24 protein-coding genes are annotated in these 26,076 nt (G+C 72.9%); 4 read left to right on the top strand and 20 right to left on the bottom strand.

Annotation, left to right across the window (positions count from 1 at the left end; genetic code table 11):
• Positions 1-10 precede the first annotated feature (10 nt).
• From AWH51_RS15280 to AWH51_RS15240, 9 genes are all read right to left on the bottom strand, one after another.
• On the bottom strand, positions 11-910 hold the full coding sequence (locus tag AWH51_RS15280; protein WP_063072903.1) for a F0F1 ATP synthase subunit gamma: 900 nt from the start codon (positions 908-910) through the stop codon (positions 11-13).
• A 49-nt stretch (positions 911-959) separates the two neighbouring features.
• Positions 960-2,597 (bottom strand): F0F1 ATP synthase subunit alpha, encoded by a 1,638-nt coding sequence (atpA, locus tag AWH51_RS15275; protein WP_063072902.1) that lies wholly within the window; start codon positions 2,595-2,597, stop codon positions 960-962.
• Positions 2,598-2,652: 55 nt separating this feature from the next.
• On the bottom strand, positions 2,653-3,444 hold the full coding sequence (locus AWH51_RS15270) for a F0F1 ATP synthase subunit delta (protein ID WP_063072901.1): 792 nt from the start codon (positions 3,442-3,444) through the stop codon (positions 2,653-2,655).
• The gene (locus AWH51_RS15265; protein ID WP_063072900.1) at positions 3,444-4,013 is read right to left on the bottom strand and encodes a F0F1 ATP synthase subunit B; all 570 of its coding nucleotides are present in this window, start codon (positions 4,011-4,013) and stop codon (positions 3,444-3,446) included. Before AWH51_RS15265 ends, AWH51_RS15270 begins: the two co-directional genes overlap by 1 nt.
• An 11-nt stretch (positions 4,014-4,024) precedes the next feature.
• Positions 4,025-4,255 carry an ATP synthase F0 subunit C gene (atpE, locus tag AWH51_RS15260; RefSeq protein ID WP_063072899.1) on the bottom strand — a complete coding sequence of 77 codons (231 nt, stop codon included), beginning with the start codon at positions 4,253-4,255 and terminating at the stop codon, positions 4,025-4,027.
• A gap of 46 nt (positions 4,256-4,301) precedes the next feature.
• On the bottom strand, positions 4,302-5,126 hold the full coding sequence (atpB, locus tag AWH51_RS15255) for a F0F1 ATP synthase subunit A (protein ID WP_414146366.1): 825 nt from the start codon (positions 5,124-5,126) through the stop codon (positions 4,302-4,304).
• Positions 5,127-5,303: 177 nt separating this feature from the next.
• Positions 5,304-5,774: a hypothetical protein gene (locus AWH51_RS15250; RefSeq protein ID WP_063072897.1), complete on the bottom strand. Its 471-nt coding sequence runs from the start codon at positions 5,772-5,774 to the stop codon at positions 5,304-5,306.
• Positions 5,771-7,090, bottom strand: coding sequence for an MraY family glycosyltransferase (locus AWH51_RS15245; RefSeq protein ID WP_063072896.1), 1,320 nt, complete (start codon positions 7,088-7,090; stop codon positions 5,771-5,773). The genes AWH51_RS15250 and AWH51_RS15245 overlap by 4 nt, the downstream gene beginning before the upstream one ends.
• Positions 7,087-8,016 carry an L-threonylcarbamoyladenylate synthase gene (locus tag AWH51_RS15240; protein ID WP_414146365.1) on the bottom strand — a complete coding sequence of 310 codons (930 nt, stop codon included), beginning with the start codon at positions 8,014-8,016 and terminating at the stop codon, positions 7,087-7,089. Before AWH51_RS15240 ends, AWH51_RS15245 begins: the two co-directional genes overlap by 4 nt.
• 131 nt (positions 8,017-8,147) lie before the next feature.
• On the opposite strand from AWH51_RS15240, the gene AWH51_RS15235 reads away from it, so the two are divergent.
• Entirely contained in the window at positions 8,148-8,795 is a 648-nt protein-coding gene (locus tag AWH51_RS15235) for an HAD-IA family hydrolase (protein ID WP_063072894.1), read from the top strand.
• Between the two features lie 73 nt (positions 8,796-8,868).
• Here AWH51_RS15235 and prmC read toward each other — a convergent pair whose 3' ends face one another.
• The 9 genes from prmC to argS form a co-directional block, all read right to left on the bottom strand.
• A complete protein-coding gene (gene prmC, locus AWH51_RS15230) occupies positions 8,869-9,744 on the bottom strand; it encodes a peptide chain release factor N(5)-glutamine methyltransferase (protein ID WP_063072893.1) in 876 nt (291 codons plus the stop codon).
• Between the two features lie 54 nt (positions 9,745-9,798).
• Complete coding sequence (gene prfA, locus AWH51_RS15225; protein ID WP_063072892.1) at positions 9,799-10,878, bottom strand: peptide chain release factor 1; 1,080 nt, start codon at positions 10,876-10,878, stop codon at positions 9,799-9,801.
• A gap of 5 nt (positions 10,879-10,883) precedes the next feature.
• Complete coding sequence (gene rho, locus AWH51_RS15220; protein ID WP_063072891.1) at positions 10,884-13,373, bottom strand: transcription termination factor Rho; 2,490 nt, start codon at positions 13,371-13,373, stop codon at positions 10,884-10,886.
• Between the two features lie 292 nt (positions 13,374-13,665).
• Positions 13,666-14,616 (bottom strand): homoserine kinase, encoded by a 951-nt coding sequence (gene thrB, locus AWH51_RS15215; protein ID WP_063072958.1) that lies wholly within the window; start codon positions 14,614-14,616, stop codon positions 13,666-13,668.
• A gap of 11 nt (positions 14,617-14,627) precedes the next feature.
• Positions 14,628-15,704 carry a threonine synthase gene (gene thrC / locus AWH51_RS15210; protein WP_063072890.1) on the bottom strand — a complete coding sequence of 359 codons (1,077 nt, stop codon included), beginning with the start codon at positions 15,702-15,704 and terminating at the stop codon, positions 14,628-14,630.
• Positions 15,704-17,035: a homoserine dehydrogenase gene (locus AWH51_RS15205; RefSeq protein WP_063072889.1), complete on the bottom strand. Its 1,332-nt coding sequence runs from the start codon at positions 17,033-17,035 to the stop codon at positions 15,704-15,706. Before AWH51_RS15205 ends, thrC begins: the two co-directional genes overlap by 1 nt.
• The gene (locus tag AWH51_RS15200; protein ID WP_063072888.1) at positions 17,032-18,531 is read right to left on the bottom strand and encodes a diaminopimelate decarboxylase family protein; all 1,500 of its coding nucleotides are present in this window, start codon (positions 18,529-18,531) and stop codon (positions 17,032-17,034) included. The genes AWH51_RS15205 and AWH51_RS15200 overlap by 4 nt, the downstream gene beginning before the upstream one ends.
• A gap of 149 nt (positions 18,532-18,680) precedes the next feature.
• The gene (locus AWH51_RS15195) at positions 18,681-19,511 is read right to left on the bottom strand and encodes a DUF2993 domain-containing protein (protein WP_063072887.1); all 831 of its coding nucleotides are present in this window, start codon (positions 19,509-19,511) and stop codon (positions 18,681-18,683) included.
• A gap of 11 nt (positions 19,512-19,522) precedes the next feature.
• Positions 19,523-21,187, bottom strand: a complete 1,665-nt coding sequence (gene argS, locus AWH51_RS15190; protein WP_063072886.1) for an arginine--tRNA ligase — start codon at positions 21,185-21,187, stop codon at positions 19,523-19,525.
• Positions 21,188-21,381: 194 nt separating this feature from the next.
• Between argS and AWH51_RS15185 the strand changes: the two genes are divergently transcribed.
• Positions 21,382-22,029 carry a hypothetical protein gene (locus tag AWH51_RS15185; RefSeq protein WP_063072885.1) on the top strand — a complete coding sequence of 216 codons (648 nt, stop codon included), beginning with the start codon at positions 21,382-21,384 and terminating at the stop codon, positions 22,027-22,029.
• Between the two features lie 11 nt (positions 22,030-22,040).
• Here AWH51_RS15185 and AWH51_RS15180 read toward each other — a convergent pair whose 3' ends face one another.
• Positions 22,041-22,835, bottom strand: coding sequence for a transglutaminase-like domain-containing protein (locus tag AWH51_RS15180; RefSeq protein ID WP_063072884.1), 795 nt, complete (start codon positions 22,833-22,835; stop codon positions 22,041-22,043).
• A gap of 85 nt (positions 22,836-22,920) precedes the next feature.
• A complete protein-coding gene (locus tag AWH51_RS15175; RefSeq protein ID WP_175345539.1) occupies positions 22,921-23,955 on the bottom strand; it encodes a LacI family DNA-binding transcriptional regulator in 1,035 nt (344 codons plus the stop codon).
• A 158-nt stretch (positions 23,956-24,113) separates the two neighbouring features.
• On the opposite strand from AWH51_RS15175, the gene AWH51_RS15170 reads away from it, so the two are divergent.
• On the top strand, positions 24,114-25,142 hold the full coding sequence (locus tag AWH51_RS15170; RefSeq protein ID WP_063072883.1) for an asparaginase: 1,029 nt from the start codon (positions 24,114-24,116) through the stop codon (positions 25,140-25,142).
• A gap of 29 nt (positions 25,143-25,171) precedes the next feature.
• Positions 25,172-26,053 carry a polysaccharide deacetylase family protein gene (locus tag AWH51_RS15165; protein ID WP_063072882.1) on the top strand — a complete coding sequence of 294 codons (882 nt, stop codon included), beginning with the start codon at positions 25,172-25,174 and terminating at the stop codon, positions 26,051-26,053.
• Positions 26,054-26,076 lie beyond the last annotated feature (23 nt).

The following is a 26,076-nucleotide window of genomic DNA, read 5'->3' as shown; positions in this document are numbered from 1 at the left end:
GCGTGAGGTCTTACTTGCTGGAGGCGAGCGCGTCCGCGCCGCCGACGATCTCGGAGATCTGCTGCGTGATCTCGGTCTGGCGCGCGTTGTTCCGCAGCCGGGTGTAGGTGGTCACGAGCTTGTCGGCGTTGTCGCTCGCCGACTTCATGGCCTTCTGGCGTGCGGCGTGCTCGGAGGCGGCCGACTGCAGCATGGCGTTGAAGATGCGGCTCTCGATGTAGACGGGCAGCAGCGCGTCGAGAACGTCGCCCACCTCGGGCTCGAACTCGTAGAGCGGGAGGACGGTGCCCTTCTCGGGCGCCTCGACCCCCTCGACGACCTCGAGCGGGAGGAGCCGCACGACCTCGGGCTTCTGCGTGGCGATCGACACGAAGCGGTTGAAGACGATGTGGATCTCATCCACGCCGCCCGCCGACGCCTCGGTGACGAACTTCTCCACGAGCGCGTCGCCGATCGACTTCGCGGTCTCGAACTCCGGCTTCTCCGTGCTGCCGGTCCAGATGCGCTCCGAGGAGCGCTTGCGGAACTTGAAGTACCCCACGGCCTTGCGGCCGACGAGGTAGTAGACGATCTCCTTGCCCTGCGAGCGGAGGAGCTCGGCGAGCTGCTCCGACTCCTTCAGGACGCTGGAGCTGAACGCGCCGGCGAGGCCGCGGTCGGAGGCGAAGATGACGATCGCCGCCCGCTCCACCTTCTCGGGCTCGGTCGTGAGGATGTGGTCGACGTTGGAGAACGTCGCCACCGCCGAGACCGCGCGCGTGACGGCGCGGGAGTACGGCGCGGACGCCGCCATCCGCTGCTGCGCCTTCTGGATGCGCGACGCGGAGATCAGCTCCATCGCGCGGGTGATCTTCTTCGTCGTCTGCGCGGACTTGATCTTCTGCGTGTAGACCCGGAGTTGCGCTCCCATGAGTCTCCCTATCGGTCTCGGTCGGTGGCGGATCGGTGGGGCGAGCGCGTCAGCGCTTGCCCTTGACGATCTGCTCCTGGTTGACGTCCTCGGCCTTGGCGGGCTCGAACTTCTCGGATCCCACGGAGGCGAGCGGCTTGCCCTCGCCCGTCTGGAACTCGAGCTTGAACGCGTCCACGGCCTTGTCCATCGCGTCGACGATGTCGTCGGTGAGGACGTTCTTCTCCTTGAGCTGCGACAGCACCTCCGTGTTGCGGTGGAGGTGGTCGAGCAGCTCGCGCTCGAAGCGGAGGATGTCCTCGACGGGGACCTCGTCGAGCTTGCCCTTCGTGCCCGCCCAGATCGAAACGACCTGCTCCTCGATGGGGAACGGCGAGTACTGGGGCTGCTTGAGCAGCTCGGTGAGGCGCGCGCCGCGGGCGAGCTGACGACGGCTGGCCGCATCGAGGTCGGACGCGAAGATCGCGAACGCCTCGAGGGAGCGGTACTGCGCGAGCTCGAGCTTGAGCGTGCCGGAGACCTTCTTGATGCTCTTCACCTGGGCGTCGCCGCCGACGCGCGAGACCGAGATGCCGACGTCGACCGCGGGACGCTGGTTGGCGTTGAAGAGGTCGGACTGCAGGAAGATCTGGCCGTCGGTGATCGAGATCACGTTGGTGGGGATGTACGCCGAGACGTCGTTGGCCTTCGTCTCGATGATGGGCAGGCCCGTCATCGATCCGGCGCCCAGCTCGTCCGAGAGCTTGGCGCAGCGCTCGAGCAGGCGGGAGTGCAGGTAGAACACGTCGCCGGGGTACGCCTCGCGTCCCGGCGGACGGCGCAGGAGGAGGGAGACGGCGCGGTAGGCCTCGGCCTGCTTGGACAGGTCGTCGAAGATGATGAGGACGTGCTTGCCGCCGTACATCCAGTGCTGGCCGATGGCCGAGCCCGTGTAGGGCGCGAGGTACTTGAAGCCGGCGGGGTCGGACGCGGGGGACGCGACGATGGTCGTGTACTCCATGGCGCCGGCCTCCTCGAGGGCGCCCTTCACCGAGGCGATGGTCGAGCCCTTCTGGCCGATGGCGACGTAGATGCAGCGCACCTGCTTGTTCGTGTCGCCGGACTCCCAGTTGGCCTTCTGGTTGATGATCGTGTCGATCGCGATGGCCGTCTTGCCGGTCTGGCGGTCGCCGATGATGAGCTGGCGCTGGCCGCGGCCGATCGGGATCATGGCGTCGATGGCCTTGATGCCGGTCTGCATGGGCTCGTGCACGCTCTTGCGCTGCATGACGCCGGGTGCCTGGAGCTCGAGGGCGCGGCGGCCCTCGGTCGCGATCTCGCCCTGGCCGTCGATGGGCTTGCCGAGCGGGTCGACGACGCGGCCGAGGTAGCCGTCGCCGACGGGGACGGAGAGCACCTCGCCGGTGCGGCGCACCTCCATGCCCTCCTCGATGCCGGCGAACTCGCCGAGCACGATGACGCCGATCTCGCTCTCCTCGAGGTTCTGGGCGAGGCCCAGGGTCCCGTCGGCGAACGTGATGAGCTCGTTGGCCATGACGCCGGGCAGGCCCTGCACGTGGGCGATTCCGTCGCCCGCGTCGAGCACGTAGCCGACCTCTTCGGTCGAGGCCTTGCCGGGCTCGTAGGACTGCACGAAGTCCTTGAGCGCGTCCCGGATCTCGTCGGGGCTGATCGAAAGTTCTGCCATCTTCTTTCCCTTTGCATTCACGAGAGCGGACGGCTCCCGAGGTGACGCCCGCCGGTCAGGCGAACTGGAGTCTCAAATCGTTGATCCTGGTGGCGACGCTGCCGTCGATGACGTCGTCGCCGATCTGCACGCGGAGGCCGCCGACGAGGTCGCGGTCCACGACCTCGTTCAGCTCCACCCGCCGCGAGTAGCGGCGGCTGAGGGCCTGCGCCAGGCGCTCCGACTGCTCGGGCGACAGGGGCGAGGCGACGCTGACCGTCGCGATGGTGAGGCCCGCCTGGTCGGCCACGAGGGCGGCGGCGTGACGGATGAGCTCGCCCATGCGGCGGCCGCGGGGCTGCTGCACGAGCTGCTCGACGATCACGACCGTCTGCTCCGATGCCCGGCCGTCGAGGAGACGGTGGACGAGCGTCGACTTGGCCCGGGCGTCGCCGAGCTTGTCGCCGAGCGCCAGCTCCAGCCCGTCGTCGGTGGAGACGGCGCGGCCGAAGGTGAACAGCTCCGCCTCGATGGGCGTGCCCTCGGGCGCCGAGATCGCCACGGCGCGGATGCCGAGCTCCTCGATGCCCGCCAGCAGCTCGTCGTTCGACGACCAGCGGCCGTCGACGACCGCGCGGAGGACGCGCAGCGCCGGCTCGTGGACGGTGGGGCCGAAGACCCGGTCCACGATGGCGTGCTTGACCTCCGGCGCGATGCCGGTGTCGGCCAGCGCGGAGAGCAGGTGCGTGGATCCGCCGATGGCGCGACCGGCTCCGAGGAGCTGGCCGGCCGTCGACAGGTCGACGCCCCCGAGCCCCACGAGGACGCGACGGGCCGACTCCAGCGATGCGCGCGATGCACTGCCCATCAGCTGGCGGATCCGGTCCTGCCGGCGGTCTCGCTGGCCTCCAGGTCGGCGAGGAACCGGTCGACGAGCGCGGTGGAGCGCTGGTCGTCCGTGAGGCTCTGCCCGATGACGCCCGACGCGAGGTCGATCGCGAGCGATCCGACCTCGGAACGGAGCGAGACGACCGCCTGCTGGCGCTCCGCCTCGATCTGCGACTGGGCGCTGGCGGTGATCCGGGCGGCGTCGGCCGTGGCCTGCTCCTTGATCTCCGCGGCGATCGCCGTGGCGTCGACGCGGGCCTGCTCGCGGATGCGACCGGCCTCGGCACGCGCCTCGGCGAGCTGCGCTGTGAGCTCGGCCTTGGCGGCGTCCGCCTCGGCCTGCGCGCGCTCGGCCTTCTCGATGCCGCCCGCGATCGCCTCGGTACGCGCGTCGAGCAGCGTGTACACGCGCGGGAGCGCGTACTTCCAGATGACCAGCAGGAGGACGACGAACACGACCGCCGACCACATGATGTCGTAGACAGCGGGCAGCAGGATGCTCTGCGTCGTCTCTTCACCTGCCGCCATCACGTTGTGGGACGAGATCATGCGCGTGGTCCTTACTGGAAGATGAAGTAGGTGGCGAGGCCGATCAGGCCGAGCGCCTCGGAGAACGCGATGCCGAGGAACATCGTGGTCTGCAGGCGGCCCGCGATCTCAGGCTGGCGCGCGATGGCCTCGACGGTCTTGCCGGCGACGATTCCGACACCGATGCCGGGGCCGATCGCGGCGAGACCGTAGCCGACGGTCGCGATGTTGCCGTTGATCTCGGCGAGAATGATGGGATCCACTGGGGTTTCCTTCCGGTTGGGTGATCTCGTGGGTGGACGAGATCGCTTAGTGCTCCTCCGCCACGGCCAGCTGGATGTAGACAGCCGTGAGGAGGGCGAAGATGTAGGCCTGCAGGACCGCGACGAGCAGCTCGAAGAGCGTGAACGCGAAGCCGAGGACGAGGGTTCCGGCGCCGAGGAACTTGAGGGCGCCCTGCGACTCGAAGAGGAAGAACCACGTCGCGGAGAAGCAGAGGACCAGCAGGAGGTGCCCCGCGACCATGTTCATCAGGAGTCGGAGCGTGAGCGCGACGGGCCGGATGATGAAGGTCGACAGGAACTCGATGGGCGTCAGCAGGATGTAGATGGGCCACGGGGCGCCGGCCGGGAAGAGGCTGTTCTTGAAGAAGCCCAGCCCCCGGTCCTTGATGCCCGCGTAGATGAACGTGATGTACGCGATGACCGCGAGGAGCATCGGGAGGCCGATGACCGAGGTGCCGGCGATGTTGAGGAACGGGATGATGCCCGTGAGGTTCATGCCGACGACGAGGAAGAAGATCGTCGCGAGGATCGGCAGGAAGCGCTTGCCGTCCTTCTTGCCCAGGATGTCCTCGGCGATGTTCACGCGGACGAAGTCGACGCTCATCTCCATGAGGTTCTGCGCGCGGCCGGGGACGAGCGTGAGCTTGCGCGTGCCCAGGACGAAGACGACCACGAGCACCGCGAGGACCAGGAGGCGGATCAGCATGATCCGGTTCAGGTCGAAGCCCGTGCCCTCGAAGAAGGCGATCGGCGGGAAGAACTCCCCGATGGTGGGAGCGTGGAACCCCTCACCCGAGTCTTCAGCGGCGAGGGTGATGATGCGTGGTGCAGCGATGGCTAACAGCGCTATCTCCTGTTTCGGGGCGTGGAGCGCGAGCTCTCGCGGCGACGAACGGATGGGGTGAGAAGACGCCGGCGTGAGGTGGTTCTGGGCACGGCCCGACGGGAATCGTCTGGAGAGAGACTACCAACAATGAGGGTGCCCTGACTAATCGCGTCGCACGCGACTCGGGGACCCGGGTGCGGATCAGCTGCGGGGCGGCTGCGCGTCGCTGACGTAGGGCATGCGGGCCCGGCTGATGACCACGACGTCCATCACGAGGGCGCCGACGACGCCCACCACGATGGTCACGAAGAGCACCATGAGGTTGATCCAGGGCTGCTCCTTGAGGGTGAGCGTGATGGCGAGGAACACGCCGAACTTCACGACCCAGGCGCCCAGCACGATGCCGAAGAAGAGCTGCGGGTAGCTCTCCGAGGCCCGGAAGCGCTGGGCGAAGAGGATGCTGCCGGCGGTGATCCCGAGGAACACCAGCGCCATGGCGCTGCCGATGACGGCGCTGACGACGCCGCGTCCGCCGTCGACCGCGAAGCCGACGATGCCGCCGACGACGGCGATGGCGAGGGCGAGCAGGGCGCCCGCCACCAGGATGCGGGTGAACACGGCCTGCGCGGGCGTGCGGCCGGTCGTCCCGGGGACGCTCGTGTCGTCGGTCATGCGGTCTCCTTGTGGTCCCCCGCGTGCGGGAGGTCGGTGGGTCGGGTCGGCGGGGTGCCGTGCGCGAGCTCGGCGTGCTCGAGCTCGACGGCCTCGAGCTCGGACTCCGAGAGGCGCGCGAGCGGACGGTCGCCGGCGGCCTCGTCGAGCGGGTCGTAGTGCGCCGCGTCGTCGGAGTCGGCGTCCGCGGGGACGAGCTGGGCGGCGGCCTCGAGGCGCTTGCGACGGCTGAGCGGGGCGAGCGTGACCACGGCGCAGGCGATCATGCCCACGACGATGAAGCCCACGCCCCAGGCGTAGGGCTGCACGACGAACATCAGCAGGCAGCCGGCCGAGACGACGCCCGTCCACGCGTAGAAGATCAGCGTCGCGTGCAGGCGCGAGTGGCCCATGTCGAGCAGACGGTGGTGGAGGTGCTTGCGGTCGGCGCTGAACGGCGACTTGCCGGCCCGGAGCCGACGGAAGACCGCGAGGGCGAAGTCGAGCAGCGGCACGATGAGGATCGCGAACGGCAGCAGGATCGGGAGGAACGCGGGCAGCAGCTGCGAGCGGCCGAAGGTCTCCGGGTTCGGGTCGATCTCGCCCGTGACGGCGATGGCGCTCGTGGCCATGAGGAGGCCCACGAGCAGCGCGCCCGCGTCGCCCATGAAGAGCTTCGCCGGGTGCCAGTTGAACGGGAGGAAGCCGAGGCACGCGCCGATGAGGATCGCGCTGATGAGCGACGCGAGGTTGAAGCGCTCGGTCTGGCCGGTGGCGGTGTCCGACAGCAGGAAGCTGTACAGGAAGAAGGCGCCGTTGGCGATGATGGCGACCCCGGCGACGAGGCCGTCGAGGCCGTCGATGAAGTTGACGGCGTTCATCACGAGCACGATCGCGAAGATCGTCAGCATGATCGACATCTGCGAGGAGCCGACCGTGAGGCCGCCGATGGGCAGCGAGGAGATGGCGACACCCTGCCAGGCGAGGAGGCCGGCGGCGAGGATCTGGCCGGCGAGCTTGATCATCCAGTCGAGGTCGTAGATGTCGTCGAGAACGCCGATGACCACGATCATGAGGGCGGCGCCGAGGATGGCGATCACCGGCCCGGGCCGGTCGAATACGAGGCCGAACCAGCTCACCTGCGACGCCACGGCGAACGCGACGAGGATGCCCGCGAACATAGCGACGCCGCCGAGCCGGGGCGTCGGGCGGGTGTGCACGTCACGGTCGCGGATCGCCGGGTAGAGCCGGTAGCGGTAGCCGAGCTTCATCACGACCATCGAGAGCACGAGCGTGATGACCGCCGAGACGACCGCCATGGCGGCGTAGTAGGTCACCGGGGGTGCGCGGGCGGATCCGCGGAGGGCTGGGACGCGGAGGGCTGGGACGCCGACGGCTGGGACGCCGACGGCTGGGACGCCGACGGCGCGTCGCGCTCGGCGCCGCTCGCGATGCCGCGCGGGGCCTCGGGCTCGTCGGGGACCGCGGCGGGAGCGGCGGCCACGGGGGCGGCATCGGCGGCGGCCGGCTCCTCGCCCGAGGCGGCGACGTCCGCGTCGACGGCATCGTCGGCCGGCTCGCTCGGCGCAGCCACGACGGGCTCGAGCTCGTCGCCGATGAGCTGCTGGATCTGCGCGCGCGTGACGGCGCCCTCGCGGACGATGCGGACGCGGCCGCCGGCCTCGGTGACGCGCGACGCGTCGACGATGGTCGAGGCCGCTCCCCCGGCGGCGCCGCCGTCGAGGAAGACCTCAACGCTCTCGCCGAGCTGGTCGACGGCCTCCTGGGCCGTCGCCGCGGCGGGCCGGCCCGTGCGGTTGGCGGACGAGACCGCGAGCGGGCCCGTCTCCGCGAGGAGCTCGAGCGCGACCGGGTTCGCGGGCATGCGGAGCGCGACCGTGCCGCGGGTCTCGCCGAGGTCCCAGACCAGGGAGGGCTGCGCGACGAGGATCACCGTGAGGCCGCCGGGCCAGAACTCGTCCACCAGTCGGCGGACGACGTCGGGGACGAAGTCGGCGAGGGCGTCGAGCGTGGACTGCCCGGGGATGAGCACGGGCGGCGGGGCGTCGCGGCCGCGGCCCTTCGCGTCGAGGAGGCGCTGGACGGCGTCCGGGTTGAAGGCGTCGGCGGCGATGCCGTAGACCGTGTCCGTGGGGATGACGACCACCTCGCCGCGGCCCACCGCCTGTCGGGCGAGTCTCGTGCCGGTGAGGAGGTCGGTGTCGACTGAGCAGTCGTAGATGCGCGCCATGTCGTCGCTCATCGTAGCCGAGCGCACGCCCGCGGCCCTGAGCGGAGGATCCGCGTGGCGGCACCCGCCGCACGCGGGTCCGCGAGGCGGCGCCGAGCATCCGGGAGGATGCGCGCGACCGGGCCGGCCGCATACTGGGGCGGATGACCTCCGCGCCCTCCCCCTCGCCCGCCGCCGGGCTCCTGTTCGTGTTCGACATGGACGACGTGCTCTACGACCACGACTGGCGGGGGCCGGCGGACCGGATCACGGCGGCCACGGGGCACGACATCGCCGAGCTCCGCCGTCGCTGGTACAACGACGACGGCGAGTGGGCGGCCGAGGCGGGGCGCATCGACGCCGACGCCTACCTCGACGCGTTCTGCACGGCGGTGGGCGTGGAGATGGACGAGGACGAGTGGGTGCGTCGGCGTCGCGCCTCCATGACGGTGCGGCCGTCCGCGCTCGAGGCCGTGGCACGGGCGAGGGAGGCGGGCCGGATCACGCTGCTCACGAACAACAACGCCCTCGCCGCCCGGCACCTGCCGACCCTCGCGCCCGAGCTCGTGCCGCTGTTCGGCGTCGAGCACCTGCGGACCTCGAGCGGGTACGGCGCGCGGAAGCCCGATCCGGCCGTGTTCCGCGGGGTGCTCGCGGCCTACGGCCAGCCGGCCACGCGCACCTTCTTCGCCGACGACCGGATCGACAACGTCGAGTCCGCGCGCCGACTGGGGATCAGCGGTCACCACGTGCGCGGCGACAGCGACCTGCTGCCGGCGGTCGAGCGCTTCATCGAGGCGCAGCGGGGCTGACCGGCTCGCGGGAGCGCCGTGCGGCCGGCCTGACCGGCTCGCCGGAGCCGGGCGGAGCGCAGCGCGCCGGTGGTCAGCGGACCGCGGTCGTCGCCCGGTCGCGCCGGGTGAGGTCCTCGTGCGTGCGCGTCTGGCGCCAGCCGTCGGCGTCAAGCAGCGCACGGATCTCCGCGCCCTGCAGCTCGCCGTGCTCGATGACGAGCGCGCCGCCCGGATGCAGGAGGCGCCGCGCGGTCGTGGAGACGAGCCGCACCACGTCGAGGCCGTCGGCGCCGCCGTAGAGGGCGAGCGCGGGATCGTGCAGGCGGACCTCGGGATCGCGCGGCACCGCGTCGACCGGGATGTAGGGCGGATTCGAGACGACCACGGAGACCGTGCCGTCGAGCTCGGGGAACGCGTCGGCGAGGTCGCCGAGCACGAGGTGCACGTCGGGCGCGAGGCGGGCCACGTTGCGCGCGGTCCACGCGTGCGCGGCGGGCGACACCTCGATGGCGTGCACGCGCGCGTGCGGCACCTCGGTGGCGAGCGCGAGGGCGAGCGCACCGGATCCGGTGCCGAGGTCGACCGCGACGGGCGCCTCCCCCGGTGCGGCGGACAGCGCGTCGATCGCGAGCTGCGCGACGTGCTCCGTCTCGGGCCGCGGGACGAACACGCCCGGTCCCACGAGCAGCTCGAGCGAGCGGAAGTGGGCGACGCCCGTGATGTGCTGCAGCGGCTCGCGGCGGGCGCGCCGGGCGGCGAGCTCGAGGACGCGCGCGGCATCCGCGGCGTCGACCGCGGCGCGCGTGATGGCGCGTGACTGCACCTGCCCCCGTGAGAGGCCGAGGACGTGCCCGACGAGGAGCTCGGCGTCGACCGCCGGGTGCTCGATCCCGGCCGCGGCGAGCGTCGTGCCGACGTGCATGCGGAGGGCGTCGACCGTGGCGGGGACGCCCTCCCCGTCAGCCACGGGCGCGCGGGCCGCGGGCGACGACCGGGGCGACGCGCGGGGCGGTCGCGCGGATCACGCGTCCGTCCCGAGCGCGTCGAGCCGCGCCTCCTCGTCGGCCTGGATGCAGGACTCCACGACCGGGTCGAGGGCGCCGTCCATCACGGCGTCGAGGTTGTACGCCTTGTACCCGGTGCGGTGGTCCGCGATGCGGTTCTCCGGGTAGTTGTACGTGCGGATGCGCTCGGACCGGTCCATCGTGCGGATCTGGCTGCGGCGCACGGCCGAGGCCTCCGCGTCGATCTCCTCCTGCTGCTTCGCGAGGACGCGCGCCCGGAGGACGCGCATGCCGGCCTCGCGGTTCTGCAGCTGGCTCTTCTCGTTCTGCATCGCGACCACGATGCCCGTGGGCAGGTGGGTGATGCGGACGGCGGAGTCGGTGGTGTTGACCGACTGGCCGCCGGGGCCGGACGAGCGGTACACGTCGATCTTGAGGTCGTTGGGGTCGATGGCGACCTCCTCCACCTCCTCGACCTCGGGGATCACGAGCACGCCCGCGGCCGAGGTGTGGATGCGCCCCTGCGACTCGGTCGCCGGCACGCGCTGCACGCGGTGCACGCCGCCCTCGTACTTGAGATGCGCCCACACGCCGAGCGCGGGGTCGTCAGAGGTGCCCTTGATGGCGACCTGCACGTCCTTGTAGCCGCCGAGGTCGCTCTGCGTCTGGCTGAGGACCTCGGTCTTCCAGCGGCGCGACTCGGCGTAGTGCAGGTACATGCGGAGCAGGTCGGCGGCGAACAGCGCGCTCTCGGCGCCGCCCTCCCCCATCTTGATCTCCATGATGACGTCGCGCGCGTCGTCGGGGTCGCGCGGGATCAGGAGCCGCCGGAGCTTCTCCTGCGCCGCGTCCAGCTCCTGCTCGAGGCCGGGGATCTCGTCGGCGAACGCCGGGTCCTCCTCGGCCAGCTCGCGGGCGGCGGCGAGGTCGTCCGTGAGCTGGGTCCACTCCGCGTGCGCGGCGACGATCCGGCTGAGCTCCGCGTAGCGGCGGTTGACCTTGCGCGAGCGCGACGCGTCGGCGTGCAGCTCGGGGTCGCCCAGCTGCTGCTGGAGCTCCTCGTGCTCCTCCAGCAGCTGGACGACGGACTCGAACACCTGGGTCAGCCCTTCTCGTGCGCGCCGTGCCCGTGGCTCTGGTGGGACTGGCCGTTCGCGGTGTTGGGCATCGACGCCTGGACCTTCATGAGGAACTCGACGTTGGAGCTCGTCTCCTTCAGGCGGCTGAGGACGATCTCGAGGGCCTGCTGCTGCTCGAGCCCGGCGAGGGCGCGGCGCAGCTTCCACGTGACCTTGACCTCGTCGGCGCCCATGAGCATCTCCTCGCGGCGCGTGCCGGAGGCGTTCACGTCGACGGCGGGGAAGATCCGCTTGTCGGCGAGGGCGCGGGAGAGGCGGAGCTCCATGTTGCCGGTGCCCTTGAACTCCTCGAAGATGACCTCGTCCATCTTGGAACCGGTCTCCACCAGCGCCGTGGCGAGGATCGTGAGCGATCCGCCGTGCTCGATGTTGCGCGCGGCGCCGAAGAAGCGCTTCGGCGGGTAGAGCGCCGACGAGTCGACGCCGCCCGAGAGGATCCGGCCCGACGCGGGCGCCGTGAGGTTGTACGCGCGGCCGAGGCGGGTGATGGAGTCGAGCAGCACGACCACGTCGTGGCCGAGCTCCACGAGGCGCTTGGCGCGCTCGATGGCGAGCTCGGCGACCGTCGTGTGGTCCTCGGCGGGACGGTCGAAGGTCGAGGCGATGACCTCGCCCTTCACCGTGCGCTGCATGTCGGTGACCTCCTCGGGACGCTCGTCGACCAGCACGACCATGAGGTGGACCTCGGGGTTGTTGGTGGCGATGGCGTTCGCGATGGCCTGGAGCACGAGCGTCTTGCCGGCCTTGGGCGGCGAGACGATGAGGCCGCGCTGGCCCTTGCCGATCGGCGACACGAGGTCGATGATCCGCGTGGTGAGCTTGTTGGGCTCGGTCTCGAGGCTGAGGCGGTCCTGCGGGTACAGCGGCGTGAGCTTGCCGAACTCGACGCGGTTCGCGGCCTCCTCGGGCGGCAGGCCGTTGACCGAGTCGATCTTCACGATCGCGTTGTACTTCTGGCGGCTCTGGCTGTCGTTCTCGCGCGGCTGGCGGATGGCGCCGACGATCGCGTCGCCCTTGCGCAGCGAGTGCTTCTTGACCTGGCCGAGGGAGACGTAGACGTCGTTCGTGCCGGGCAGGTAGCCGCTGGTGCGGACGAACGCGTAGTTGTCGAGCACGTCGAGGATGCCCGCCACGGGCAGGAGGACGTCGTCCTCGGTCACCTCGGGCTCGAAGTCGTCGCCGCCCTGGCCGCGGCCGCGCTTGCGGTCGCGGTACCGGCTGCGGCCGTTGCGGTCCTCGTCGCGGCCGAGGTCGGCGCGCGCCTGGTCGGCGCGCACGTCCTGCGTGCGGTCGCCCTGGCCGCGGCCCGACTGGCGCTGACGGCCCGTGCGGGCCTCCTCCTGCGCCTCGTCGTCGGCGTCCTGCTCGCGCGGGGCCTGGTCGCGGGGCGCCTGGTCGCGACCGCCCTGCTGCTGGTCGTCCTGGTCGCGACCGCGGTCGCGGTTGCGGCGGTTGCGGCTGCGGTTGCGTCCGCCCTCGCGACCGTCGCGGCCCTGGTCGTCGCGGCGTCCGCCCTGGTCGTCGCCGTCGCGGTCGTCGCCGGAGGTCGGTGCGTCGGACGCGTCCGATGCGCTCTCGGCGGGGCCGTCCGGCGTGCGGTCGCCCTGCGGGGCCTGGCCGTTCTGGCCGCCCTGGCCGTTCTGGCCGCCCTGGCCGCCCTGGCCGTTCTGGTCGTCGCGTCCTCCGCGGCGGCGGCCGCGACCGCGGCGCTCGGGGGCCTGCTCCTGGCCGGAGTCGGCGCCGTCCTCGGCGGCGGGCGCCGCGGCGTCCTCCGTCGGCACGAGCTGATCGGCCGTCTGGCCGCTGTTGACGTGCTGGGCCGCCTGGCGCGGGGCCTCGACGGCGGGGTCCACGACGCCGGAGCTCGTGGCGCGGCGCGATCCGCGGCGTGCGGCGGGCGCGTCGGCGCGGGTCGCGGGGGCGGCATCCGCGGTGCGCGGGGCATCGGACTCGGCGGCGCGGTCGCCCGCGGCCTCGGCGATGCGGGCCTCGAGGCCGGTGCTCGCGGGCTCGGCGGCGACCGGGGCCTCGACGGGCTCCGCGATGCGCTCGGGGACGATGCGGGCGGTGGTGGCGCGGCGGGATCCGCGGCCGGAGCGGGCGGGCTGCTCGGCCGGCGCCTCGGCGACGGGCGCCTCGGCGGCAGGGGCGGCGGGCGCCTCGGCGGGGCTCTCGCCGGGAGCGGCGTCCTCGACGACGGGCTCGGCGACGGGCGCCTCGGCCGGAGCCTCGGCGGACGCGGGATCCGCGACGGGAGCCTCGGCGGCGGGAGCCTCCTCAGCGGGGGCGGTGAGTCCGCGGGCGGCCTGGATCTCGGAGATCGCGGCCACCAGCTCGCCCTTGCGGAGCTTGGAGCCGCCCGGGATACCGAGCTCGGAGGCGATGGCCTGGAGCTGGGAGACGCGGAGCGTGCTCAGGTCGGCGCTCGAGGCGCGGGTGTCGACATCGGTCATGTTCGTGGGTCCTTTCCCCGATCCGCCGGGACGAAGCCCGTGCGGAGGAGAGCCGATCGCGTGTGTCTCCGCCGAGCGGCGGACGGTCTGATTCCGTCCGGAGCTGCTGTCGCGCACGGAGGCGCGGGATCTGGCGGGGACGACAGCGGGTGAGTGGTGAGAACGACCACCGGGACCGGATCTCCGACGCTCGTGCGTGGATCCGTCGACCCCGGGGTCGTCTGGAGCCTAGCACCCGGCGCCCCGCCCGCGCAGGGAACGGCGCGCCGGGTCGGGGGACCGCGCGATCCGGCTAGTGGGAGGGAGCGGATCCCGCGTCGACGACCTGCACGGTGGATCCCTTGACGTCGACCGCGAGCATGAGCGCCTTCCACGGCGTGCTGCCGTGCGCGGCGACGAGCTCGGCCGCGGTCAGACGCTGGCCCGGGTCGCTCCCGAGGACGAGCAGCGACGGGCCCGCGCCCGAGACGACGGCCGCGAAGCCCGCCTCGCGAAGCAGGTGGACGAGCGCGTTCGTCTCCGGCATGGCCGCCGCGCGATAGTCCTGGTGCAGGCGGTCCTCGGTGGCCGCGAGCAGCAGCTCGGGGCTCTGGATGAGCGCCGCGATGAGCAGCGCCGAGCGCGACACGTTGAAGATCGCGTCCTCGTGCGGCACTGACTCCGGCTGGAGGCTCCGGGCGAGCGCGGTGGACATGGTGGCCACCGGCACGAGCACGAGCGGCGACACCCCGCGGTGCACGGCGAGCTTCTTGTGCTGCGGTCCGGTCTCGTCGACCCACGCGATGGTGAGGCCGCCGAAGAGGGCGGGCGCCACGTTGTCCGGGTGGCCCTCCATCTCGGTCGCGAGGCGGAGGAGCGCGTCGGCGTCGATGTCGACGGTGCCGGCGAGGAGGCCCTGCGCCGCCATGATCCCCGAGACGATCGCGGCGCCCGAGGAGCCGAGGCCGCGGCCGTGCGGGATCCGGTTCTCGGCGACGAGGTCGAGGCCGGGCATCGGCTGGTCGAACGCGGCGAACGTGTGCGCGATGGCGGTGACGACGAGGTTGGTCGCGTCGGTCGGCACCTCGCCCGCGCCCACGCCGCGCACGTCGACCGTGGCGCCGGGCGCGTCGCGCACCGTCACCGTGAGGTCGTCGTAGAGCGCGAGCGCGAGGCCGAGCGTGTCGAAGCCGGGGCCGAGGTTGGCGCTCGTCGCGGGCACGCGCACCTGCACGCGGCGCCCGACGGGGAGCGCCCGGGTCATCGGACCGTCGGTCACGACGCGACCAGGTCGAGCACGCCCGCGATCTCGGCGACGTCGACGCCGACGCTCGTGGGGGCGACGTCGGAGCCGTCGGCCGTGCGGAGCGCCCACTGCGGGTCCTTGAGGCCGTGGCCCGTGACCGTCAGGACGACCTTCGCGCCCTTCGGGATCTGCCCGGCCTCGGCGCGCTCGAGGAGCCCGGCGACGCTGATGGCCGACGCGGGCTCGACGAAGATGCCGACCTCGGCGGACAGGATGCGGTGCGCCTCGAGGATCCGTGCGTCGGAGATGGCGCCGAAGTAGCCGTCGGTGAGCAGCTGCGCCTCGAGGGCGAGCTTCCACGAGGCCGGGTTGCCGATGCGGATCGCGCTGGCGATGGTGTCGGGGTCCTTGACGATGGCGCCGTCGACGATGGGCGCGCTGCCCGCGGCCTGGAAGCCGAACATGCGGGGCAGCTTCGTGGCGTTGCCGGCCTCGAGGTCCTCGCGGTAGCCGCGCGTGTACGCGGTGTAGTTGCCGGCGTTGCCGACGGGGATGAAGTGGAAGTCGGGGGCGTCGCCCAGGACCTCGACGACCTCGAAGGCGCCGGTCTTCTGGCCCTCGATGCGGTCGTTGTTCACGGAGTTGACGAGGTGCACCGGGTAGTTGGCGCTGAGCTCGCGCGCGATGTCGAGGCAGTCGTCGAAGTTGCCGCGCACCTGGAGCAGCTGCGCGTCGTGGGCGACGGCCTGGCTGAGCTTGCCCATCGCGATCTTGCCCTCGGGCACGAGCACCGCGGCGGTGATGCCCGCGTGGGTCGCGTAGGCCGCGGCCGACGCGGAGGTGTTGCCGGTGGAGGCGCAGATGACGGCCTTCGCGCCGTGCTCGACGGCCTTGGAGATGGCCATGGTCATGCCGCGGTCCTTGAAGGAGCCGGTGGGGTTCATGCCCTCGTACTTGACCCACACCTGCGCGCCCGTGCGGGCGGACAGGGCGGGCGCGGGGATGAGCGGCGTGCCGCCCTCGCCGAGGGTGATGATGGGGGTGGCGTCCGTGACGTCGAGGCGGTCGGCGTATTCGCGGAGGAGTCCGCGCCATTGGTGGGCCATCAGGCTCCTTCTACTCGGAGGACGCTCGCGACTGCCGTCACTGCGTCGAGGTTCGACACCGCGTCGACGGTGGCCCGGAGGGCCGCGTCGGTGGCGCGGTGCGTGCCGATCACCAGGCTAGCGGTGGGCCGGGCGCCGGCCCCTCCCGCCACGGGCGCCTGGTGGGTGGTCTGCTCGAGCGTCTCCACGGAGACGCCGTGCTCGCTGAACAGGTGCGCGATGCGGGCGAGCACGCCCGGCTCGTCCGCCACCTGCAGCGTGATCTGGTACTGGGTCGTGATCGCGCCGACGGGCAGCGTCTCGAGGTCGGCGTGCGTCGACTCCGCGACACCGGGGCCGCCGACGACGTGGCGGCGCGCGGCCGAGACGACGTCGCCGAGCACGGCGGAGGCGGTCTGCACTCCCCCGGCGCCCGCGCCGTAGAACATGAGGTCGCCGGCGGCTTCGGCCTCGACGAACACGGCGTTGTTCGCGCCGTGCACGGCGGCGAGCGGGTGGTCGCGCGGCACGAGCGCCGGGTACACGCGGGCGGAGACGCCGTCGCGGCCGGTCTCGGGATCCGTGAGGCGCTCGCAGATGGCGAGCAGCTTGATCACGTAGCCGGCCTTGCGGGCCGACGCGAACTGGGCGGGCGCGAGGCCCGTGATGCCCTCGCGGTGCACGGCCTCGACCGGCACGCGCGTGTGGAAGGCGAGGCTCGCGAGGATGGCCGCCTTCTGGGCCGCGTCGTAGCCCTCGATGTCGGCGGTCGGGTCCGCCTCCGCGTAGCCGAGCTCCGTGGCGGTCGCGAGGGCCTCGTCGAAGCCGAGCCCGTGGGCGTCCATCTGGTCGAGGATGTAGTTCGTCGTGCCGTTGACGATGCCGAGGATCCGCTCGACCCGGTCGCCCGCGAGGCTGTCGCGCAGCGGTCGGATGATGGGGATGGCGCCCGCGACGGCCGCCTCGTAGTAGAGCTGCGCGCCCACCTGCTCGGCGGCCTCGAAGAGCTCGGGACCGTGCGTCGCGAGCAGCGCCTTGTTGGCCGTCACGACGTCCGCGCCCGAGGCGATGGCCGCGAGGATGTGCCCGCGGGCCGGCTCCAGCCCGCCCATCAGCTCGATGACGATGTCGGCGCCGAGGATGAGCGACTCGGCGTCCGTGGTGAGGAGCTCCCGCGGCACGGACGCGTCGCGCGGGGCGTCCGCGTCGCGCACCGCGATGCCCACGAGCTCGAGCCGGGCGCCCACGCGCTGGGCGAGCTCGTCGCCGTGCTCGCGCATCAGCCGCGCCACCTGGGTGCCGACCGAGCCGCAGCCCAGCAGGGCGACGCGCAGGTTCCGGTACTCGATCATCGTGCTCCGTTCACGTCGGGGGATGCGGCGGCCGGCGTGCCCGCGTCGCGCGCCAGCAGGTCGTCCACGGTCTCGCCGCGGACGATGACGCGCGCCTCGCCGTCGCGCACGGCGACGACCGGCGGGCGGCCGATCCAGTTGTAGTTGCTCGCGAGCGCCCAGCAGTAGGCGCCCGTCGCCGGGACGGCCACGAGGTCGTCGGCGCGCACGTCGCCGGGCAGGTAGTCGGCGTGCACGACGAGGTCGCCGCTCTCGCAGTGCTTGCCGGCGATGCGCACGAGGGCCGGCTCCGCGTCCGAGGAGCGGCCGGCGAGGCGCACGGAGTAGTCGGCGCCGTAGAGCGCGGGCCGCGCGTTGTCGCTCATGCCGCCGTTGACGCTCACGTAGCGGCGGATCGCCGTCTCGGCCTCCGCGGCGACGCGCGGGTCCTCCACGTCGCCCGTGGCGGACTCCGCCTCCGCGACCTCGCCGTCGATGCCGCCAACCGTGACGAGCACGTCCTTGACGGTGCCGACCGTGTAGAGCGTGGCGGTGGACGGGCCGACGATGCTCCGGCCGGGCTCCACCGCGATGACGGGCACCGCGATCCCCCGACGGGCGCACTCGTCGCCGACGATGCGGGCGAGGCGCCGGGCGATCTCGGGCACCGGCACGGGCCGGTCGACCGAGGTGTACGCGATGCCGAAGCCGCCGCCGAGATTGAGCTCGGGCACGGGGCCGTCGGCGAGCAGCCGTTCGTGCAGGTCGAGCAGCCGCCGGGCGGACTCGACGAACGCGTCGGTCTCGAAGATCTGGCTGCCGACGTGGGCGTGCAGCCCGGTGAAGGAGAGCGACGCGTGCGAGCGGATGCGGGCCACGACGTCGGCCGCGTCGGCGAGCGTGATGCCGAACTTCTGGTCCTCGCGGGCGGTCGCGAGGTACTCGTGCGTGTGGGCGTGCACGCCGCTGTTGACGCGGAGGCGCACCGGCTGGATCCGGCCGTGCGCGGCCGCCGCGGTGGCGATGCGCTCGACCTCGATGACGCTGTCGACGACGATCTGGCCGATGCCCGCGCCGACGGCCCGGTCGATCTCGGCGACGGACTTGTTGTTGCCGTGGAAGCCGAGGCGGGCCGGATCCGCGCCCGCCGCGAGCGCGACGGCCAGCTCGCCGCCGGAGCAGACGTCGATGTGGAGGCCCGCCTCCACCATCCAGCGCGCGACCTCGATGCTGAGGAACGCCTTGCCCGCGTAGTAGACGCGCGCGGTCGTGCCGACGGCGGCGGCCTCGCGCTCGAAGGCGGCCAGGGTCTCGGCGGCACGGCCCCGCACGTCGGCCTCGTCGACCACGTAGAGCGGCGTGCCGAAGCGGCGGGCGAGCTCGGGGGCGGCGACCCCGGCGATGCGGAGGACGCCGTCGGCGTCGCGGTCGGCTCCGCGGGACCAGACGCGCGCGTCCAGCGCGTTCGCGTCGTCGGGCGGCAGCAGCCAGGACGGGGCCAGCGGGTTCGCGGTCACGGAGTCACCTGTTCGTACGCGGGGCGGACGTGCGGGATGGCGAGCGGACCCGGTGCGGTCCCTGAAGCCGGAGGAGGAGGCGGTGAGAGCATCCTACCGAGGCCGATCGGGGCGCCCGGGCCATGTGACGGCGACGGGCACCGCCCGGCTCAGCCGCAGCTGCCGGTGGCCCCGAGCGAGTCGCGCGTGAGCTTCATGGACGACGACGCGACGGTCATCGACGCCTTCCCGTCCGCGATCGTCACGTCCTGCACCGCGACGCCCGCCGGGAGGTACTGCGCCACGCACACGGGGTAGGTGATGTCGCGGATGCCCTGGATGGTCTGCGCGAGGTCCACCTTCAGCGACCCCGCCTGCAGCTCCACCTGGGTGGGCGTGATGACCACGGTGGACGGGTCGCGCAGCACGGGCTCCGCGGCCACCGTGTAGCCGAGAGTGAGGCCGAGGATCCTCGTGGACCCGGTGTAGCCGAGCGTGCCGTCGCCGAAACGCAGGTCGGGCGGGGTGCCGGCCGTCTTCGCGAGGAGCGCGCTCGCGGGCGCCTGGTCCATGGACACGGTCGCGACCACGCTCCCCACCGTGCGCTCCTGGTCGGTGGGCACGTCCGTCGCGACGATGTGCGCCCGGAAGGGCGTGCCGTCCGCCTGGAGGTTCGCCCCGTCGAGCACGACGCGGTCGAGCGTGCCGCGGATCAGCTGCAGGATGACCCAGTCGCCCTGGATGGACACGTTCACCTTGCCCGACACGCGGCCGGGCAGCTGCTCGGCGATGCGCTGCTCGGCCTGGTCCTCGGCGACGCCGCGGACGGTCTGGTCGATGATCCGCAGGCCGAACGCGAGCCCGACGCCGATGATGGCGAGCACGAGCAGCCAGATGAACACGGTGCCGCCGCGCGGCCCACGCCGACGCCGCCGGGCCTCCCGCGGATCGCGGCGCTCGGGCGCCTCGAAGACCTCGGTGCCCAGGAACCGCCCCGCCATGATCCGCTCCCCTACATGCGCTCGGGGGCGGAGACGCCCACGAGGTCCAGGCCGTTCGCGACGACCCGGCGGACCGCGTCGTTCAGCCACAGGCGCGTGCGGTGGAGGTCGGTGACCTCCTCGTCGCCCCGCGGGACGACACGGCAGCTGTCGTACCAGCGGTGGTAGGAGCCCGCGAGCTCCTCGACGTAGCGGGCGACGCGGTGCGGCTCGCGCAGCTCGGCGGCCTGGGCGACGATGCGCGGGAACTCCTGCAGGAGCCCGAGCAGCGCCGACTCGGTGGGGTGCGTGAGCAGCTCCGGCGCGAAGGCGCTCCGGTCGACGCCCGAGGCGTCCGCGTTGCGGTCGACCGCGCAGGTGCGCGCGTGGGCGTACTGCACGTAGAAGACGGGGTTGTCGTTCGTGCGCTTGCCGAGGACCGCGAGGTCGATGTCGAGGTTCTGGTCGGCGGAGGAGCGCACGAGGGCGTACCGGCCGGCGTCCACCCCCACGGCGTCCACGAGGTCGTCGAGCGTGACGATCGTGCCGTTGCGCTTGCTCATCTTCACGGGCTCGCCGTCGCGCAGCAGGTTGACCATCTGGCCGATGAGGATCTGGAGGTTGACGCCCGGGGTGTCGCCGAAGGCCTGCACCATCGCCATCATGCGGCCGACGTAGCCGTGGTGGTCGGCGCCCAGCATGATGATGTTCTGCTCGAAGCCGCGCTCGCGCTTGTCGAGGTAGTAGCCGAGGTCACCCGAGATGTAGGCGGGCTCCCCCGACGAGCGGATGACGACGCGGTCGCGGTCGTCGCCGAACGTGGTGGTGCGGAGCCAGACGGCGCCGTCCTCCTCGAAGACGTGGCCGAGCTCCCTCAGGCGCGCGACCGCGCGGTCGACGGCGCCGGACTCGTGCAGCGAGTCCTCGTGGAAGAACACGTCGAAGTCGACGCCGAAGTCGTGGAGCTTCTGCTTGATCTCGCCGAACATCAGCTCCGTGCCGGCGCTGCGGAAGACCTCCTGCTGCGCCTCGCGCGGGAGGGCGTCGAGGTCGCCGTCGTACCCCTCCACCACGCGCTCGGCGATCTCGCCGATGTAGGCGCCGCCGTAGCCGTCCTCGGGCGTGTCCTCGCCGAGGTGGCTCGCGAGGAGGCTGCGGGCGAACCGGTCGATCTGGGATCCGTGGTCGTTGAAGTAGTACTCGCGCGTGACGAGCGCGCCCTCGGCCTGGAGGATGCGGGCGAGGCTGTCGCCGACGGCCGCCCAGCGCACGCCGCCCAGGTGGATGGGGCCCGTGGGGTTCGCGGAGACGAACTCGAGGTTGATGCGGATCCCGTCGAGCGTCGTGCCCCGGCCGTACGCGGGGCCGGCCTCGACGATGGTGCGCGCGAGGGCGCCCGCGGCGGCCGCCTCCAGCGTGATGTTGATGAAGCCGGGCCCGGCCACGTCGACCTTCGCGACCTGCGGCAGCGCGCCCAGGCCCTCCGCGATCTCGGCGGCGAGCGCGCGCGGGCTCTCCCCGAGCGGCTTGGCGATGCGCATGGCGATGTTGGTGGCCCAGTCGCCGTGGTCGCGGTTGCGCGGGCGCTCGAGGACGACCATGTCGGGGCTGAGCGTGAGGGCGTCGGACCCCGGTCGTCGACCCGCCGTCTCGGCCACGATGTCGAACAGTGCGCCGGTCAGGTCAGGGGTCGTCATGGGGATCGATCCTACCGGCGGACGCGCGCCCGCCCGCCCGCGCGTCGCCGTGCGGGCCGCGGCGACGGGGAGCGTCCCAGCGGCGGGGCGACCGCGGTGGGTAGGGTGGCGATCCCGCCTCCCCTGCGCGTGGCACGATGCCGCGCGCCTGGCGCCGCACCGCGCGGCGCGACCGGATCCGAAGGAGCACCACCTTGCCCGTCCGCCTCCCCGCGCCCGCACGCCCCCTGGCCCCGCGCTCCGTGCCCGCCGTCGCGGCAGTCGGGCTCGCGCTCGCGCTCCTGCTCTCGGGGTGCACGAACCCCGCGCCGCTGCAGCCCGCCACGCCCGATCCCACGGCGAGCGCGGGCGGTGCCGCCGAGGCGCCGGCGGACCGTCCCGGCGCGAGCACGACCGCCTCGCCCACGCCCGCGCCGCCGAAGGGCACGCCGGTCACCACCACGTGCCAGAAGCTCCTGCCCGACCTCGCGTCCTTCGGCCCCGGCTTCGCCGTGACGGCGCTCCCGGCCGACACCTCCACGGACGGCCTCCGCGCCGACATCCTCGCGATGCAGGGCATCGCCTGCGCCTTCCGCGCCTCGGACGGCACCGCCGTCGAGATCGACGTCGCGCAGCCCGTCGCGGCGGAGCTCAAGTCCCGCCGGGACGCGGCCATCCTCCTCGCCGACCCCATCGCGGGCTACCCGTCGGGCGTCGAGGCCTACTTCGAGCTGCAGGACGCGGTCGGCGTCTCCACCATCTACGCGTCGAAGCACATGGTCGTCATGCGCTCGGCGTCGTTCTACGAGCCCGGCGACCACGCCGACCTCGGCAACGCCGTGCTGAAGACCGTCGGCGGCTGATCCGGCGCGGCTCAGCCCAGGCGGACCGGCGCGGTCGCGTCGTCGACCGGCAGCTCGTCGACCGTGGCGAGCACCTCCATCCGGGAGATGGTGACGAGGCTGCGCGTGTTCGTGAGGAACGCCGTGTCCGACGCGTCGCGGCCGGTCGAGATCCGCAGCAGGCTCTGCCGCGGTGCGAGGCCGGTGGCGTCGACCACGTGCCACGCGCCGTCGACCCATGCCTCGGCCACCGCGTGGAAGTCCATCGGGCGGAGGCCCGGCGCGTAGACGGCCGCGAGGCGCGCGGGCACGTCGAGCGCCCGGAGCATCGCGATGACGAGGTGCGCGTAGTCGCGGCACACGCCCCGTCGGGCGAGCAGCGTCTGGACGGCGCCGTCGGTCGGCAGGCTGGAGCCGGGCGCGTACCGCAGCGTGTCCGCCACGAACGCGCGCACGGCCTGGAGCAGCGGCAGGCCGTCGAGGCCGCGGAACTCGCTCCGCGCCGTGGGGAAGAGCGTGTCCGACTCGCAGTACCGGCTCGGGCGGCGGTACACCCAGAGGTCCACATCGTCGAGGGGCGCGGGATCCCGACGGCCGGTGACCGTGGCGCGGTACTCCATGGTGAGCACGCCCGCGCCGACCTCGAGCACGTGCAGGCGGGTGTCGTGCCGGTCGACTACCTCGGTCGCGGCGACGGGGCGGCCGTCGAGCGCGAACTCGAGGGTCTCGGAGGCGATGTCGGCGCCGCGGGCCACGGCGACCGCGAAGGCCATCTCGCTCCCGCCGGCGACCTGCAGCTCGAGGAGGGAGGAGACGTCGCGGCGCATGCGTCCATGGTGGCATCCGCGGCGGGCGCCGCGCGCCGCGCGCCCCGGTCGGCGCGCGCACCCGCACCGCCCGGCGAGGACGCGGTCAGGCTCCGTGCGGCCCGCTCGAGTCGCGCGCGACGAGGGTCGGCTCGAGCAGCCGCGACTCCTGCTCCCGCCCGTCCACCAGGGCGAGCAGCGCCTCGAGCGCGAGGCGTCCCATCCGGTGGGCGGGCGAGCGCACGCTCGTGAGGCCGATGGACCCGGACGCAGCGAGCGGCGTGTCGTTGTAGCCCACGAGCGCGACGTCGTCCGGCACCTGGAGGCCCGCGTCGCGGAGGGCGCCCATCGCCCCGATGGCGGCGAAGTCGTTGGTCGCGAAGAGCGCGTCCGGCCGTGCTCCCGGACCGGCGGCCAGCACCGTCTCCGCCGCCTCGCGTCCCGCGGGCGCGTCGAAGCCGAGGTGGATCACGCGCTCTGGCGGAACGGGCATCCCCGCGTCCGCATAGGCCCGGAGGAACCCGGCCGTGCGGTCCACCGCCGTGGAGGCGAACGGCATCCCGGCGAGGACCGCGGGCCGCGTCCGCCCCTGCGCGATGAGGTGCTCGGCGGCCAGGCGCCCGCCGGCCACGTCGTCGCACGTGATGGCGACGTGGTCGCCACGCCGGCGCGACACGAGCACGAACGGCACGCCCTCCTCCGCCAGCTCGTCGAGGAGCGGGTCGTCGAGGTGGGCGTCGCCGAAGATCATGCCGTCGACGCGGCGGTCGAGCATGCTGCGCGTGCGGGTGCGCTGGAGCTCCGGCCGGTCGAGGCTGTTGGTGACGAAGGTGGAGACGTCGCGCTCGGTCGCCGCCTCGTCGATGCCCTCGTAGACCGTGGCTAGCACGAAGTCCTGCAGCCGCGGCACGAGCACGCCCACGAGGTCAGAGCGCGACGTGCGGAGGCTCGCCGCGTGCGGGTTCCGCCGGTAGCCGCTGCGCTGCGCGATGTCGAGGATCGCGGCGACGGTCTCGGGTCCGGCCCACCGCTCGGGGTGCTCCTCGCGGGAGTTGAGCACGCGGGAGACGGTGGTGACGCTCACGCCCGCGAGCTCCGCGATCATGCGCTGCGTGGTGGGCGGCCGGCGCTTCTGGGTCACTCGCGCCTCCTCACCCGATCAGCATGGCACAGCGTCCGCGGGGCGCCGGGAGAGGCATCCGCCCCGCCGGCGCCGAAACACCCGCGCAACAGGACGGCAACACGAACGTTCCACGAGAACCATTGACGCAATCGTTTGCGGAATTCAGGATCGACGTCATGCCCCACGTCCTCGTCCTCGCCACCGGCGGGACCATCGCCTCGCGCACGCGCCCCGACGGCGCCGCCGTGGCCGCGGATCCCGCCGAGCGCCTCCTCTCGTCCATGCCCGCCCTGCCCGCCGCGATCACGGTGGAGAGCCACGACGTGCTCCGCGCCAACTCGTTCGCGCTGACGCACGCCGACCTCCGCACGATCGCCGAGGCGGTCGCCGCGGGTCTCGCCCGGGACGACGTCGACGGCGTCGTCGTGACGCACGGCACCGACACCCTCGAGGAGACCGCGGCGCTCCTGCAGCTGGTCGGCGACGACGCGCGGCCGGTCGTGCTCACGGGCGCGCAGCGCGCCGCCGACACCCCGGGCGGCGACGGACCGGGCAACCTGCGGGACGCGATCGTCGTGGCCGCGTCGCGCGCGGCGCGCGGCGCCGGCGCCCTCGTCGTCTTCGCCTCCCGGATCCACGCCGCCGACGGCGTCGCCAAGGCCCGCACGCTCGACGCGGACGCGTTCGCCCCGCGCGACGGCGAGCCTGTCGGCCGGGTCGCGGGCGACGACGTCACCCTCCTCGCGCCCGAGCGGGCGCTGCCGCCGCTGCCGCTGCCGTCGCCCCGTTTCGACGGCATCCGCGTGGACTGCGTGAGCGTGCACCCCGGATCCGACGCGGTCCTCTTCCGCGCCGCCGTCGCCGCGGGGGCCCGCGCGGTCGTCGTCATCGGCACGGGCGCCGGGAACACGAACCGCGCGCTGATCCCGGAGATCGCGGCGGCGACGCGCGCCGGGATCCTCGTCGCGCTCGGCACGCGCGTCGCCCACGGACCCGTCGCCGCGATCTACGGCGACGGCGGCGCGGCCGACGCGGTGCGCGCGGGCGCGGTCCCGCTCGGCCACCTCTCCGTGGCCCAGGCGCGCATCGCCATCGCCCTGCTCCTCGACCACCACCCCGTCGACGACGCGCGCCGCCTGCTGGCTGCCGCCGCCGCCCCCGCGACCGCACTCCCCCACCCGGCCGACAGCCCGACGCCGGCCTGACCCGCATCACCCGATCGAAAGGACCACCCATGGCCAAGGACATCATCATCGCGTTCGGCATCGACGTCGATGCCGTGAGCGGCTGGCTCGGCTCGTACGGCGGCCAGGACTCCCCCGGCGACATCTCCCGCGGGCTCTTCGCGGGCGAGGTCGGCGTGCCCCGCCTCAACGCGCTGCTCGCCAAGCACGACCTCCCCTCCACCTGGTTCTGGCCGGGCCACTCCATCGAGACGTTCCCCCGCGAGTTCGACCAGGTCGTCGCCGCGGGCCACGAGATCGGCGCGCACGGCTACAGCCACGAGAACCCCATCGAGATGTCGCGGCAGCAGGAGGCCGACGTGCTCGACCGCTCCATCGAGCTCATCGAGTCGCGGGCCGGCCGCCGCCCCAGCGGCTACGTCGCGCCGTGGTGGGAGTTCTCCCGCGTGACGAACGAGCTCCTCATCGAGCGCGGCATCCGCTACGACCACTCGCTCATGCACCGCGACTTCGAGCCGTACTACGTGCGCGTCGGCGACACGTGGCAGGGCGTCGACTACACGAAGGACGCCGCCAGCTGGATGCACCCGCTCGTGCGCGGCGAGGAGACCGACCTCGTGGAGATCCCCGCGTCGTGGTACCTGGACGACCTGCCTCCCATGATGTTCGTCAAGGGCAGCCCGAACAGCCACGGCTTCGTGAACCCCCGGCACCTCGAGGAGATGTGGCGCGACCAGTTCGACTGGGTCTACCGCGAGCAGGACTACGGCGTCTTCACGTTCACGATCCACCCCGACGTCTCCGGCCGGCCGCAGGTGCTGCTCATGCTCGAGCGGCTCATCGCCCACATCAACTCGCACGAGGGCGTCCGCTGGGCGACCTTCGACGAGATCGCCCGCGACTTCCAGGCGCGCTCGCCGCGCGTCCGCTGACCCCGACGCCCTGGAAGGACCAC

Source organism: Clavibacter tessellarius, from assembly GCF_001618005.1.
In the GTDB taxonomy this organism is placed as follows: Bacteria; Actinomycetota; Actinomycetes; order Actinomycetales; family Microbacteriaceae; genus Clavibacter; species Clavibacter tessellarius_A.
Note: the sequence above shows the minus strand (reverse complement) of the source record. Positions and strands in the feature narration are given on the sequence as shown.

Excerpts from the sequence above, each read along its gene's own strand:
- AWH51_RS15270 (WP_063072901.1), bottom strand. The coding sequence starts at position 3,444 with ATGGGCAGTGCATCGCGCGCATCGCTGGAGTCGGCCCGTCGCGTCCTC.
- AWH51_RS15265 (WP_063072900.1), bottom strand. The coding sequence starts at position 4,013 with ATGATCTCGTCCCACAACGTGATGGCGGCAGGTGAAGAGACGACGCAG.
- AWH51_RS15235 (WP_063072894.1), top strand. The coding sequence starts at position 8,148 with ATGACCTCCGCGCCCTCCCCCTCGCCCGCCGCCGGGCTCCTGTTCGTG.
- AWH51_RS15240 (WP_414146365.1), bottom strand. The coding sequence starts at position 8,016 with ATGAGCGACGACATGGCGCGCATCTACGACTGCTCAGTCGACACCGAC.
- rho (WP_063072891.1), bottom strand. The coding sequence starts at position 13,373 with ATGACCGATGTCGACACCCGCGCCTCGAGCGCCGACCTGAGCACGCTC.
- AWH51_RS15180 (WP_063072884.1), bottom strand. The coding sequence starts at position 22,835 with ATGCGCCGCGACGTCTCCTCCCTCCTCGAGCTGCAGGTCGCCGGCGGG.
- atpA (WP_063072902.1), bottom strand. The coding sequence starts at position 2,597 with ATGGCAGAACTTTCGATCAGCCCCGACGAGATCCGGGACGCGCTCAAG.
- AWH51_RS15250 (WP_063072897.1), bottom strand. The coding sequence starts at position 5,774 with ATGACCGACGACACGAGCGTCCCCGGGACGACCGGCCGCACGCCCGCG.
- thrC (WP_063072890.1), bottom strand. The coding sequence starts at position 15,704 with ATGGCCCACCAATGGCGCGGACTCCTCCGCGAATACGCCGACCGCCTC.
- AWH51_RS15170 (WP_063072883.1), top strand. The coding sequence starts at position 24,114 with ATGCCCCACGTCCTCGTCCTCGCCACCGGCGGGACCATCGCCTCGCGC.
- AWH51_RS15280 (WP_063072903.1), bottom strand. The coding sequence starts at position 910 with ATGGGAGCGCAACTCCGGGTCTACACGCAGAAGATCAAGTCCGCGCAG.
- AWH51_RS15165 (WP_063072882.1), top strand. The coding sequence starts at position 25,172 with ATGGCCAAGGACATCATCATCGCGTTCGGCATCGACGTCGATGCCGTG.
- argS (WP_063072886.1), bottom strand. The coding sequence starts at position 21,187 with ATGACGACCCCTGACCTGACCGGCGCACTGTTCGACATCGTGGCCGAG.
- AWH51_RS15195 (WP_063072887.1), bottom strand. The coding sequence starts at position 19,511 with ATGGCGGGGCGGTTCCTGGGCACCGAGGTCTTCGAGGCGCCCGAGCGC.
- AWH51_RS15205 (WP_063072889.1), bottom strand. The coding sequence starts at position 17,035 with ATGATCGAGTACCGGAACCTGCGCGTCGCCCTGCTGGGCTGCGGCTCG.
- thrB (WP_063072958.1), bottom strand. The coding sequence starts at position 14,616 with ATGACCCGGGCGCTCCCCGTCGGGCGCCGCGTGCAGGTGCGCGTGCCC.